Annotated in this window: 12 protein-coding genes; 8 read left to right on the forward strand and 4 right to left on the reverse strand. The window is 71.2% G+C overall.

From position 1 onward, the window contains the following. The first annotated feature begins 19 nt into the window (after positions 1 to 19). Positions 20 to 1162 (forward strand): acyl-CoA dehydrogenase family protein, encoded by a 1143-nt coding sequence (locus tag IT780_RS01130; RefSeq protein ID WP_199509451.1) that lies wholly within the window; start codon positions 20 to 22, stop codon positions 1160 to 1162. Positions 1163 to 1334: 172 nt separating this feature from the next. Beyond that, positions 1335 to 1805: a hypothetical protein gene (locus IT780_RS01135; protein ID WP_199509452.1), complete on the forward strand. Its 471-nt coding sequence runs from the start codon at positions 1335 to 1337 to the stop codon at positions 1803 to 1805. Positions 1806 to 1863: 58 nt separating this feature from the next. On the opposite strand, the gene IT780_RS01140 is transcribed toward IT780_RS01135, so the two are convergent. Further along, positions 1864 to 2175, reverse strand: coding sequence for an STAS domain-containing protein (locus IT780_RS01140; protein WP_199509453.1), 312 nt, complete (start codon positions 2173 to 2175; stop codon positions 1864 to 1866). Between the two features lie 247 nt (positions 2176 to 2422). Between IT780_RS01140 and IT780_RS01145 the strand changes: the two genes are divergently transcribed. Continuing rightward, positions 2423 to 2875 (forward strand): Lrp/AsnC family transcriptional regulator, encoded by a 453-nt coding sequence (locus IT780_RS01145; protein WP_199509454.1) that lies wholly within the window; start codon positions 2423 to 2425, stop codon positions 2873 to 2875. A 4-nt stretch (positions 2876 to 2879) separates the two neighbouring features. Here IT780_RS01145 and IT780_RS01150 read toward each other — a convergent pair whose 3' ends face one another. Continuing rightward, on the reverse strand, positions 2880 to 5072 hold the full coding sequence (locus IT780_RS01150) for a glycoside hydrolase family 15 protein (RefSeq protein ID WP_199509455.1): 2193 nt from the start codon (positions 5070 to 5072) through the stop codon (positions 2880 to 2882). A gap of 99 nt (positions 5073 to 5171) precedes the next feature. Between IT780_RS01150 and IT780_RS01155 the strand changes: the two genes are divergently transcribed. Beyond that, positions 5172 to 5345, forward strand: coding sequence for a hypothetical protein (locus IT780_RS01155; RefSeq protein ID WP_199509456.1), 174 nt, complete (start codon positions 5172 to 5174; stop codon positions 5343 to 5345). A gap of 6 nt (positions 5346 to 5351) precedes the next feature. Here IT780_RS01155 and IT780_RS01160 read toward each other — a convergent pair whose 3' ends face one another. Continuing rightward, complete coding sequence (locus tag IT780_RS01160) at positions 5352 to 6068, reverse strand: class I SAM-dependent methyltransferase (protein WP_199509457.1); 717 nt, start codon at positions 6066 to 6068, stop codon at positions 5352 to 5354. Between the two features lie 138 nt (positions 6069 to 6206). Here IT780_RS01160 and IT780_RS01165 point away from each other — a divergent pair, with 138 nt between their 5' ends. Continuing rightward, positions 6207 to 6398, forward strand: a complete 192-nt coding sequence (locus IT780_RS01165) for a CsbD family protein (protein ID WP_199509458.1) — start codon at positions 6207 to 6209, stop codon at positions 6396 to 6398. Positions 6399 to 6450: 52 nt separating this feature from the next. On the opposite strand, the gene IT780_RS01170 is transcribed toward IT780_RS01165, so the two are convergent. After that, entirely contained in the window at positions 6451 to 7824 is a 1374-nt protein-coding gene (locus IT780_RS01170; protein WP_199509459.1) for a KamA family radical SAM protein, read from the reverse strand. 131 nt (positions 7825 to 7955) lie between these two features. Between IT780_RS01170 and kdd the strand changes: the two genes are divergently transcribed. Genes kdd through kamD form a run of 3 tightly spaced genes read left to right on the forward strand, consistent with a single transcriptional unit; the run spans position 7956 to position 12092 of the window. Then, a complete protein-coding gene (gene kdd / locus IT780_RS01175; RefSeq protein WP_199509460.1) occupies positions 7956 to 8993 on the forward strand; it encodes an L-erythro-3,5-diaminohexanoate dehydrogenase in 1038 nt (345 codons plus the stop codon). Positions 8994 to 8998: 5 nt separating this feature from the next. Then, entirely contained in the window at positions 8999 to 10540 is a 1542-nt protein-coding gene (locus IT780_RS01180; protein WP_199509461.1) for an amidohydrolase, read from the forward strand. 1 nt (position 10541) lies between these two features. Further along, a complete protein-coding gene (kamD, locus tag IT780_RS01185) occupies positions 10542 to 12092 on the forward strand; it encodes a lysine 5,6-aminomutase subunit alpha (RefSeq protein WP_199509462.1) in 1551 nt (516 codons plus the stop codon). The last annotated feature ends 25 nt before the right edge of the window (positions 12093 to 12117 follow it).

Below are 12117 nucleotides of genomic sequence, written 5' to 3' on the forward strand. Positions count from 1 at the left end.
GGCCGTTAAGCTCGGTCTTGTGACGGTCGAGCGGATCCTGCCAACGGACGAAGCGTACGAGGTGCTGGGGCTGACCCGGGAGATCGCCCAGGGCGAGCTGGTCCCGCGGGCGGCGCGCTACGAGGAACGGGGCGAGTTCCCCCGGGACGTGCTGCGCACGATCGGGCGGGCCGGGCTGCTCGGGCTGCCGTACCCGGAGGCGGACGGCGGCGGTGGCCAGCCGTACGAGGTGTATCTCCAGGTCCTCGAGACCCTGGCCACCTCGTGGGTCGCGATCGCCGAGGCGGTCAGCGTGCACACGCTGTCCTGCTTCCCGGTGGCCGCCTTCGGGACGGAACGCCAGCGCAAGGACCTCCCCGAGATGCTCGGCGGCGACCTGCTGGGCGCGTACTGTCTCTCCGAGCCGCAGGGCGGCAGTGACGCCGCGTCGCTGGCCACGCGGGCCGTGCGGGACACCGACGAGTACGTCGTGACCGGCACCAAAGCGTGGATCACCCACGGCGGGCACGCCGACTTCTACAACGTCTTCTGCCGCACCGGCGGTCCCGGCGCCGCGGGCATCTCGTGCCTGCTCGCCGACGCGGCCACGCCCGGCCTCCTGCCGCAGCAACCCGAACGGACGATGGGCCTGCGCTCGTCGGCACCGGCGCAGATCGTCTTCGACGGCGCGCGGATTCCCGTGGACCGCCTCGTGGGGGAGGAGGGCGCCGGGTTCCGGATCGCCATGCAGGCCCTGGACGCGGGCCGGCTCGGCATCGCGGCGTGCGCGGTGGGGCTGGCCCAGGCGGCGCTCGACCAGGCGAGCGCGTACGCGAAGGAACGCACCCAGTTCGGCAAGCCGATCGCGGCCTTCCAGGGTGTGGGCTTCCTGCTGGCGGACATGGCGACGCAGGTCGCGGCGGCGCGGGCGCTGATGCTGGCGGCGGCGCGGCTCAAGGACGCAGGCCGCCCGTACGCGGCGGAGGCGGCGAAGGCGAAGCTGTTCGCGACGGACACGGCGATGAAGGTGACCACCGACGCCGTGCAGGTGCTGGGCGGGGCCGGGTATGTCAGCGACTTCCCGGTGGAGCGCTACTTCCGGGAAGCGAAGGTGCTGCAGATCGTGGAGGGCACCAACCAGATCCAGCGGCTGGTGATCGCCCGTTCCCTGACCCGCGACTGACCACCCGTCGACCGGCCCGGATGGCCCCACCCCTACAACCTAGAATCCTAGGATGCCTTACGCGGCGTGCGGCCGCTCACAGGGTTGAACCGTTTCTGAGCAGCGAAGCGCCTTCGAGTGAGCTGCTACGAACTCGTTTGCTCGGCGGGGTAGCGGCTTCCATGATCGCTTCGTGGATGTCGTGACGCAGTGGGTGCGGACGTCGTGGACGAAGCGCTCGCGCGGCGGCCCGGCGGCGGCCGTTCGGAACGCCGCTCCGGTGGGTTTCACCTTGCCGGTGCCTCGGTGCCCTGTCGTCCACGAGGTGGTGATGGACGAGGCGTACGAGTTCGAGCCGCGCGAGTCGGTCCGAGACGGGCAGCCGGACCGGGCCGACGTGCGGTTGAAGGAGAGCGACGGTCGACTACGGGTGGAGTTGATGGTGCCGCCCTGGGGCATGCCCCGGCGGTGGCGGCGGCCCCCGGCGGTATGGCTGAGGCCGGGTGAGTGGGTGCGTTGGCAGGTCAACTACCGCTTCTCTTCGCGGCTCAGGGAGTGGACCTATCGCCTGGACACGCTGAATCTGGCATATGGCCCGACCGCAGCGGATGTCTTCACGGGCGACCCGACGCGTCATATCGATGAGCGTGGGCTTCTCCGCTAGCCGCCCTCGTTGTCGGAGTCCGAGCCGAGCCGCGGACGAGGATCGAGCGGGGAGCGGGTCAGGCGTCGGTGCCGGCGGTCAGCACGGCGAGCACACCGGTGATCTCCAGCGACCGCCGGATGATCCCGTGCACGTTGTCGATGCGGAAGCGGGACCCCTGGCGGTGGGCGGCGTTGCGGGCGCGCAGCATGATGTGGATGCCGGCCGAGTCGCAGAACTTCACGTTGCGCAGGTCGAGGATCAGCTCCGCGGGCTTCTCCGCGAGGCCCTGTTCGACGCGCTGGGCGACGATGTCGGCGGTGACCAGGTCGAGGGCGCCGTGGAGTTCCAGCCGCAGGATGTCCGCGTCGCGGCTGGCGCTGATCTCCACGTGGTCGCCGTCCTTCCGATGGGCCTGAGCCGCTGAGGTTCCCGGCCATTCTCACGTGCAATCCCGCCCGGGCGAAGTTCCGGGTCCCTCGTTAGGGGAGCCGCCCGGCCGGCGGTCCGGCACGCGACGCCGGGCCGCTGGTCTCCCATGCCTGGTCATCCGCCGATTCCGGCCGGCCGGGAGGCGAGTGCCGACCTTTCGAAGCCGGGAGGGCGGCCAGGAGAGCGGAGGCGGTATGTTCCTTGCCGTGGAAGAGATCGACCGGGCGATCGTGGGCGCCCTCACCGCGGACGGCCGGCTGTCCTACACCGATCTCGCCGAGCGGGTCGGGCTGAGCGTGTCCGCCGTGCACCAGCGGGTACGCCGCCTCGAGCAGCGTGGGGTCATCAACGGGTACACGGCGAAGGTGTCGTATGAGGCCCTCGAGCTGCCGTTGACGGCGTTCGTCGCGATCCGCCCGTTCGACCCGTCGCAGCCCGACGACGCGCCGGAGCGGCTGGCGCATCTGTCCGAGATCGACTCCTGCTATTCGGTGGCGGGGGAGGACTTCTACATGTTGCTGGTGCGGGTGGCGAGCCCGGCGGATCTGGAGCGGTTGCTGCAGGAGATCCGTACGGCGGCGAACGTGACCACGCGGACGACGGTGGTGCTGAGCACGCCGTACGAGAACCGTCCGCCCCGGATGGCTCCGGCCGGCTGAGCTGTCACCCGTACCGTCGGGCCACGATGGCGGGTTGCTCGACCACTCGCCCGGCGTGCACGTTCCAGGCCAGCCGGATGAACTGGGCGTGGGTCCACGCCAGTGGCGTGGCGGAGAACGTCGGTGTCCCCGGTGTGAAGGTGCCGGGCGGCTGCCGGTCCCAGACCTGCTCGGGGAGCATGGAGCCGGGGCCGGTGGCACGGGCCATCGTGGCGAGCTGGGTGCGGGCGGCGCCCGGCCGGCCGGCGGCGAGGGCGTATTCGCCGCGTTCGCCGTTGAGCAGGGGCCAGGCGCGGCCGCGGGTGATGCGGGAGTCGCCGGGCAGGCCGTAGTCCCACTGGGTGCCGTCGACCTTCTCGCCGTACCCGTCGAAGGACGCGCGGTGCCAAAAGAAGCCGCGGGGGGTCGCCACGCCGAGGTGGGTGTCGACGACGCGCAGGGTGTTGACGACGGCGGGGTCGCCGGCGGGCAGCACGCCGAGGCGGACGAGCTCGAGGTAGCCCGGGTCGACGACGCGGCGCTGGTCCACGTCGGTGGGGCCGCTGTCGCCGATGTCGTACGTGGTGCCGGCGTCCGGGTTCCCGTCCTTGGTGAGGCGCAGGAAGTACGGCTTCGGCGAGTACGGTCCGGTGCTGGTGACCGTCCAGTCCTTGACCCGGGCCTGCCAGGCGTCGGCGGTGGTGAGGTAGCGGCGGGCGGCGGCGGTGTCCCCGTTGGCGCGGGCGATGGCGGCGGCGCAGACCAGGCCGGCGATCTCGGCGGCGATGGTGGCGGGGGAGTAGCCGGACTGGTTCTCCCAGCGGTCCTGCGGGCTCCAGGGTGCCGGGTTGCCGTCCTGGGTGAAGCCGGTGAGGAAGTCGGCGGCGCGCCGGACGTGGTCCCAGGTGGCGGGGTCGGTGCGGCCGAGCTGGTGGGCGAGCACGATGGGCAGGGCGACTTCGTCGAGTTGCAGGCCGCCCCAGACGGGGGTGCCGTCGACCTGGGAGTTCTGCGGGAACGAGCCGTCGGGTTTCTGCTGGGTGCGGAGGAGGAAGTCGAGGGCTCGGCCGGCGCCGCGGGTGTCGCCGGCGTTGATCAGGGCGGTGGCGATCTGGTAGAGGTCGCGGGACCAGACGAGGTGGTAGGGCCCGGAGGGGTCGTCGCGGCCGAACGCCCAGGGCATGGCGGGTGCGGCGACGTACGCGCCGCGGTGGGTCTTGTCCTCACTGGCCGCGAGGACCATGACGGACACCCGGTACAGCTGCCGCTGCTGGGCGGTGGTCAGGGAGGCCGGGGGGCGCTTGAGGCCGTCGAGGTAGTGGTGCCATCCGTACGCGTAGGAGCGCGCGACCCGGTCGAATCCGTGGCGCAGTGACGCACGGGCGGTGGCCGCGGCGGTGTCGGGTGTGCCGAAGCCGAGGGCGAGGGTGGCGTGCCGGTGCCCGGCCGGTCCGGTGAGTCGCAGGGCGGCGGTCTGCACGAGGTTGCCGGCGTCCGCGGTCGGGTAGCGCCAGTCGAGGCGGCCGTCGGCGAGCAGGTCGGTCCAGCCGTCGCTGGTGCCGCGGAAGCCGTTGGAGGTGGCCGCGAAGGCGGGTGTGGCGGTGAGGGCGCTGGCGACGGTGCCGTCGGTGGCGAGGAGGGTGTCGCCGCGGGTATGTCCGGAGTCGTTGCCGCGGGTGTTGGCCAGGGCGGGGTCGTAGACGGCGTACAGGTCGTAGGTGTGGCCGTGGGCGGCGGTGAAGGTCAGGCCGGCGAGGACGGCGGCGCGGGCCGGGTCGGTGGCGTAGGTGGCGGTCAGGCGCCAGCGGCCGGAGCGTTCGGTGAAGGTCTGCTGGTAGCTGAGGCTGCGCGGGTCGGTGAGGTCGGTGCGTACGGCCGCGGCCGCGCCGGCGCGGACAGCGTGACCGTGCCGGTCGGCGATGACGAAGTCGAGGGCGCGGGCGCTGGGGGAGCCGATCGTGGGGTAGTAGATCTCGCCGAGGCCGCCCTCCTTCTGCACGGTGAACCAGACCGGGCTGGCGGCGGTGGTGGACGTGCCGAATCCGGACTTGTCGGCGGGCAGGTATTGCTCGTCGGTGCCGGGCGCGCCGGGAGCCGGCGCTGTGACGGCTCCGGCGGGAGTGGTCGCCGGGACGGCTCCGGCGGGTTGCGCGAGGGTGACGGCGGCGAGCAGGGCGGCCGCGAGCGTGTGGCCGAGGCGGGTGCGTGCGGGAGTCACCGTGCCTCCTCCGCTAAGGGGCAGGACCGTCTCTCGGTATACACCTCGTCACCGCGCCGGTCCAGCGCGTGACGGGTCTGGCGGGCGTACGGTGAGCTCATGCGGGATCAGGAACGGGAACGGGCAGTGAAGAGCCGCGAGGATTACCGTCACCTGCCGCCGCGGGTGACCCCGGAGCAGATCGTGCCGGTCAAGCCGGTGGTGCACCCCGTGTTCGACCCGACCGACGGCGACGACGATCAGTGGAACATCCGCCACGGCTGGACCGGCTGAGCTCGTTCAGGTCATCAGCGTGGCCCGGGCGCACTGGGTGACGTACGGCAGGTCGAAGACGTCCCGGCCGGCCAGGTCAGGGTGCGTGGCGGCCAGGTGCCGGACCCGGTCGAGCAGGCCGGCGCGGTCGCCGTCGCTGAGCAGGATCACGTAACTGCGCGAGGCGACGAGGTCGAGCAGCTCGTCGAGGCCGAGCCGGTGGGTCCAGCGCACCGTGTGGTGCTCGACCGGTCCGTAGGGCGCGCCCAGGTCGGTGCGGCGGGGCTGCTCGGGGGAGCGGAGGATATCGCCGAGCCGGTGGACCCAGTCGGTGGTCTCGTCGCGCAGGTTCCAGATCAGGCCGAGGGTGCCGCCGGGGGAGAGGACCCGGGCGGTCTCGGGTACGGCGCGGACCAGGTCGACCCAGTGCCACGCCTGGGCGCAGACGACGGCGTCGACGCTGCCGTCGGCCAGCGGGATGTGTTCGGCGGTGCCCTCGTGGGCCGGTACGCCGGGCAGCACGCGCCGGAGCTCGGCGAGCATGCCGTCGGAGGGGTCGACGGCGGTGACGCTCAGCCCGCGGGCAGCGATCTGTCGGGTGAGTTTGCCGGTGCCCGCGCCGAGGTCCAGCACGCGCGGCCGGCCGGCGGGTAGCAGCCAGTCCAGCGCCTCCTCGGGGTACGGAGGCCGGCCCCGCTCGTAGACGGCGGACGCGGAACCGAAGGACGTCGCCTCATCGCTCATGGGTTCCACCCTATATCTCAGGATCCTAGGATGCTCTACAGGTGGTGCGCCGCGGCACGCGGTTTCAACAACGAGCCCTTCGGGCACTGATCTCATCGACAAGAACAAAGACAGGTTCGAGTCATCGAGGAGTTGACGATGAGCTTCACTGACAAGGTCAAGAACAAGGCCGAGGAAATGACCGGCAAGGCGAAGCAGGGCATCGGCGACGCCACGGACAACGAGCGGCTCATGGCCGAGGGTCAGGCGCAGGAGACCGCGGCGAAGACGAAGCAGGCCGGCGAGCACGTGAAGGACGCGGGCCGCGATGTGCGCGATGCGCTGAGCTGATTTCCCCCATACAGAAAAGCCCCGGGCCGGCGCCCGGGGCTTTTCGTGTGCGTTATTCGGTGGCCTGTTTACGCCACCAGTCCTGGCCGGACTCGGGGAGCGTGTCGATCGGGTCGTAGTACGCGTACAGCTTGCTGAGGGCTTCGGCGTCCTCGCGTTCGATCGAGGTGCGGTAGTTCTTGGTCCAGTAGGAGATGCCGTGCTCGCGGTCGTACTCGGCGACCATGTGGACCCAGCGCTTGCCGACGAACGGGACGTCGCACACGATCCGCGGGGTGGCGTATCCGGGCAGGTAGCCCATCATGTCGTGCTGCAGCTGCTGGGCGTACCAGACGGGGACGCGCCAGTGTTCGGCGTTGGGGATCATGTCGCACATGTAGAAGTAGTACGGCAGGATGCCGGCTTCGCCCTGGAGCCCGAAGCAGAGGTCGAGCAGGTCCTTGGCGGTGGCGTTGACGCCGCGCATGAGCACGCCCTGGTTGCGGACGTCGCGGACGCCGACCTGGAGCAGCGTGTGGGCGGCCTTGGCGACGAGCGGGGTCAGCGAGTTCACGTGGTTGACGTGGGTGTGCACGGCGAGGTTGACGCCGCGGCGTTCGGCGGTGATGGCGACGCGGTTGAGGCCTTCGACGACGTCGGGCTGGAGCCAGTGCTGGGGGAGGCCCATGAGGGCTTTGGTGGCGAGGCGGATGTCGCGCACGGTGGGGACGGACAGCAGCCCCATGAGGTAGGTCTCGAGTTGTTTCCAGGGGACGTTGGCGACGTCGCCGCCGGAGACGACCACGTCGCGGACGCCGGGGTGGGCCTTGAGGTAGGCGAGGTGGGCGTCGTAGCGGTCGACGGGTTTGAGGGTGAGTTTGAGTTTGTCGACGGTGGGGGTGCTGTTGCCGACGAGGTCCATGCGGGTGCAGTGGCCGCAGTACTGGGGGCAGGTGCTGAGCAGCTCGGCGAGGACCTTGGTGGGGTAGCGGTGGGTGAGGCCTTCGGCGACCCACATGTCGTGTTCGTGGAGGCTGTCGCGGGTGGCGTGGGGGTGTGACGGCCAGTCGAGGTGGCGGTCGGTGGCCACGGGCAGCATGTAGTTGCGGATGGGGTCGGCGTAGAAGCTCTCGGTGGTGGGCGTTTCGGCCGGGACCATCGTGTTGAGCATCTGCGGCGGGATGAGCATCGACATGGTGGCCAGGCGTTGCTGGTCGGTGGCGAGGTCGTCGTAGAAGCGTTCGTCGAGCAGGTCGCCCATGACGGCGCGGAGCTGCTTGATGTTCTTGATGCAGTTGACGCGCTGCCATTGGGCGGATTCCCACTGCTGGGTGGTGACGTCGCGCCAGCCGGGGAAGCGGGTCCAGTCGGGTTCGGTCAGGGGGCGGCGCTGGTACTCGTACGGCTGTCCGGCGGTGGTCGGGGTGCCGGCGTCGCTGGGAGTCAACGGTGCCTCCTGGGGTTGAGGGTTGATCGTTTCCGACGATACTGGAGAATCTGCGGTGCAGAAACCGTCGGTCCGGAGGATTTACGGTCCGTCGGCGGTCGGACAGTCTGTTTCTCGTGAGGATGGTGGGTGTGGCGTCGGTGGGGCTGTCTCGGGTGCTGGAGCCGGTGGGGGTGTTGCCGCAGGCGGCGTGGCGGCTGGATGCGCGTCCGGAGGTGGGTCCCGACGAGGTGCGGGTGCGGGTGGAGCGGCTGAACCTGGATGCGGCGAGTTTCCGGCAGCTGGCGGGCAAGCACGGTGGTGACGGTGCGGCGGTGCGGGCCGAGGTGCTGGAGATCGTCCGTACGCGGGGGAAGATGCACAATCCGGTCACCGGGTCGGGCGGGATGCTGATCGGGGTGGTCGAGGAGGTCGGGCCGGAGTCGCCGTTGCCGGTGAAGGTGGGTGACCGGGTGGCGACGCTGGTGTCGCTGACGTTGACGCCGCTGGTGATCGACGACGGGTTGGTGGGCTGGGACGGCCGGGGTGAGCAGGTGCCGGCGTCGGGGCATGCGATCCTGTTCGGCCGGTCGGTGGTGGCGGTGCTGCCGGATGATCTGGCTCCGGAGCTGGCGTTGGCGGTGTTCGACGTGTGCGGGGCGCCGGCCCTGACGGACCGGGTGGTGCGCGAGTATGCGGACGCGGGCTCGCCGGTGTCGGTGGCGGTGCTGGGCGGTGCGGGTAAGAGCGGGTCGCTGGCGTTGACGGCGGCGCGGCTGGCGGGTGCGCGTACGGCTGCGGTGGTGGTGTCGGACGCGGAGCGCGACGCGCTGGTGTCGGCGGGGCTGGCGGATCACGTCGCGGTTTCTGATGCGCGGGATCCGGTGGCGGTGTCGTCGGCTGTGTCGGCGGCGCTGGGTGCGCCGGCGACGGTGACGGTGGTGTGTGTGGATGTGCCGGGTTGTGAGCACGGCGCGATCCTGTCGACGGCTGACGGCGGCACGGTGATCTTCTTCTCGATGGCGACGAGTTTCTCGGCGGCCGCTCTGGGGGCGGAGGGCCTGGCGGCGGACGTGACGATGCTGGTGGGCAACGGGTATGTGCCGGGGCATGCGGAGTTCGCGCTGGATGTGGTGCGGCGCACTCCTGCTGTGCGGGCGTTGTTCGAGGCGCGGGTTTCGGCAGACTGACGGTCATGACTTCCCACACGGTGCTGTACACCCACGGTCGGTTCTATTCGGCGGCGGAGCCGCGGGCCACGGCGATGCTGGTGCGCGGGGATCGCATCGGTTGGCTGGGGGCGGCGGAGGACGCGCCGGCGGCGGATGCCGTGGTGGATCTGGAGGGTGCGCTGGTGGCGCCGGCGTTCGTGGATGCGCATCTGCATGCCACGGACACGGGGCTGGCGGCGGACGGGCTGGATCTGTCGGGGGTGCGGTCGGCGGGTGAGCTGGTGGAGGCGGTGGCGGCGTTCGCGGTGACGCGGGCGGCGGGTGCGGTGGTGCACGGGCACGGGTGGGACGAGTCGACGTGGGTGGAGCAGACGCCGCCGGACGCCGAGGTGCTGGAGCGGGCGGCGCGGGGCCGGCGGGTGTATCTGTCGCAGGCGTCGGTGCATTCGGCGCTGGCGTCGCGGTCGTTGCTGGCGGCGTGTCCCGGTATCGAGGGTGTTGCGGGGTACGACGGGTCGGGCTGGGTGCGGGAGCAGGCGCATCATGCGGTGCGGGCGGTGGCGCTGGGGTCGTTGACGGCGCAGCAGCGTACGCAGGCGCAGCGGTCGGCGTTGCGGCTGGCGGCGTCGCGCGGGGTGGCTGCGGTGCACGAGTGCGCGGGTCCGGGTACGTCGAGCGAGGCGGATTTCGCGTCGGTGCTGGCGTTGTCGGGTGACGGTCTGCCGCGGGTTTTCGGCTACTGGGGTGAGCTGGGCGGGGCGCAGCGGGCGAAGGATCTGGGTGCGGTCGGTGCGGCCGGTGACCTGTACGCGGATGGGGCGCTGGGGTCGCGGACGGCGTCGGTGCGCAGTGCGTACGTGGACGGGCCGGGGTGTGGTGAGGCGTTCGTGTCGGCCGAGGAGGCGGGCGCGCATCTGCTGGAGTGCATCGAGCTGGGGGTGCAGGGCGGGTTCCACGCGATCGGGGACGCGGCGATCGAGGCGGTGCTGGAGGGGTTCGCCATCGCGGCGAGGGCGGTGGGGGTGGATCGGCTGCGGGCGGGCCGGCACCGCATCGAGCATGTGGAGCTGGCGGACAAGGCGATGATCGCCCGGATGGTGGAGTTCGGGGTGGTGGCCAGCGTGCAGCCGGTGTTCGACGCACTCTGGGGTGGCCATGACCGGATGTATGCGCAGCGTCTGGGGGTGGAGCGGGCGCTGGCGTCGAACCCGATCGGTGCGATGTACGCGACGGGGGTGCCGTTGGCGTTCGGTTCGGATTCGCCGGTGACGCCGCTGGATCCGTGGGCGGCGGTGGTGGCTGCGGCGGCGCCGCGCAATCCGGTGTTCCGGATGAGTGTGCGGGCGGCGTTCGGGGCGTCGACGCGGGGTGGCTGGCGGGCGGCGGGGGTGGACGACGCGGGGGTGCTGGCGCCGGGTGCGCAGGCGACGTTCGCGGTGTGGGACACCCCGGGTGGTCTGGAGGGTGGCCTGCCGGCGTTGCTGGCGGGTGTCGACGGTGAGGTGCCGGCGCGGCCGGTGTGCCGCCGGACGGTGTTGTCCGGTGTGCCGATCTACGAGGAGTGACGTGCAGAAGCTGGGTCTGGACCCGACGGTCGTGCGGCGGGCGAGGGAGCTCGCCGCGCGGGCGGGGCAGCCGGTCGTGGATCTGGCGCGGTCGCACACGACCGTGTCGGTGGAGCGGGCGGTGCTGCGCCTGGCGGGGGTGCGCGGGGCGGACTCCGACGGTATTCCGTGGGTGAATCGGCTGGTGGACGCGGTGGTCGCCGATGTGGGGTTGTCGCACGGGGTGGCGGTGCCGGTGTTCGACGCGTTGCGGCGTGAGGGCCTGGACGATGTGACGGTGCTGGCGCAGAAGGCGGCGGCGGGTGCGGTGCGGTTCGGCGTACCGGAGAAGAAGGGTGAGCTGACGGCGGCCCGGCGGGCGGCGGGCAGGGCGGCCACGGCGGGGCTGAAGGTCGTGGACCGGCGCCGGGTGGAGCGGGAGCGGCTGATCAAGCGGTACGGGGATGCGCCGCGGCGGCCGTGGATCTATCTGATCGTGGCGACCGGGGACATCTTCGAGGACATCCCGCAGGCGCAGGCGGCGGCGCGGGCGGGCGCGGATGTGATCGCGGTGATCCGGTCGACGGGGCAGTCGCTGCTGGACTATGTGCCGGAGGGTGCGACGCGGGAGGGGTTCGCGGGCACGTATGCGACGCAGGAGAACTTCCGGCTGATGCGGGCGGCGCTGGACGAGACGTCGCGGGAGCTGGGCCGGTACGTGCGGCTGACGAACTACGCGTCGGGGTTGTGCATGCCGGAGATGGCGGTGCTGGCCGGGCTGGAACGCCTGGACATGATGCTCAACGACTCGATGTACGGGATTCTGTTCCGCGACATCAATCCGATCCGTACGTTCGTGGATCAGCGGTTCTCGCGGCAGGTGCACGCCCGGGCGGGGATCATCATCAACACCGGTGAGGACAACTACCTGACCACGGCGGACGCGGTGGAGGCGGCGCACACGGTGACGGTGTCGCAGCTGCTGAACGAGTTCTTCGCGCATGAGGCGGGGCTGGCGGACTGGCAGCTGGGGCTGGGGCACGCGTTCGAGATCAATCCTGAGTTGCCGGAGTCGTTCCGGCTGGAGCTGGCGCACGCGTTGCTGGCGCGGGAGTTGTTCCCGGACGCGCCGCTGAAGTGGATGCCGCCGACGAAGCACATGACCGGGGACGTGTTCCGCGGGAACCTGCTGGACGGTTTCTTCAACCTGGTGGGTGCGCTGACCGGGCAGGGGATCCTGCTGGTGGGGATGATGACCGAGGCGGTGGTGACGCCGTGGCTGTCGGACCGTGACATCGCGTTGCAGAACGTGCGGTACGTGCTCAACGGGGCGGGGAACCTGCACGAGGACTTCGTGCCGGCGCCGGGCGGGTTCATCCAGTCGCGGGCGCACGAGGTGCTCGGCGAGGCGGTGGAGCTGCTGGAACGCATCGTGGACGACACGTTGCTGGAGGCCATCGCGGACGGCACGTTCGGGATCATGAAGCGGCCGGCGGACCGGGGCAAGGGCCTCGACGGGGTCGCGAAGCACGCTGAGGACTATTTCAACCCGGTGACGGAGGTCCTGGCATGACCGACTGCACCGAACGAAGAGAGGG

Source organism: Nucisporomicrobium flavum (assembly GCF_016464385.1).
Classification (GTDB): Bacteria; Actinomycetota; Actinomycetes; order Mycobacteriales; family Micromonosporaceae; genus Actinoplanes; species Actinoplanes flavus_A.

Excerpts from the sequence above, each read along its gene's own strand:
- IT780_RS01165 (WP_199509458.1), top strand. The coding sequence starts at position 6,207 with ATGAGCTTCACTGACAAGGTCAAGAACAAGGCCGAGGAAATGACCGGC.
- IT780_RS01155 (WP_199509456.1), top strand. The coding sequence starts at position 5,172 with ATGCGGGATCAGGAACGGGAACGGGCAGTGAAGAGCCGCGAGGATTAC.
- IT780_RS01180 (WP_199509461.1), top strand. The coding sequence starts at position 8,999 with ATGACTTCCCACACGGTGCTGTACACCCACGGTCGGTTCTATTCGGCG.
- IT780_RS01160 (WP_199509457.1), bottom strand. The coding sequence starts at position 6,068 with ATGAGCGATGAGGCGACGTCCTTCGGTTCCGCGTCCGCCGTCTACGAG.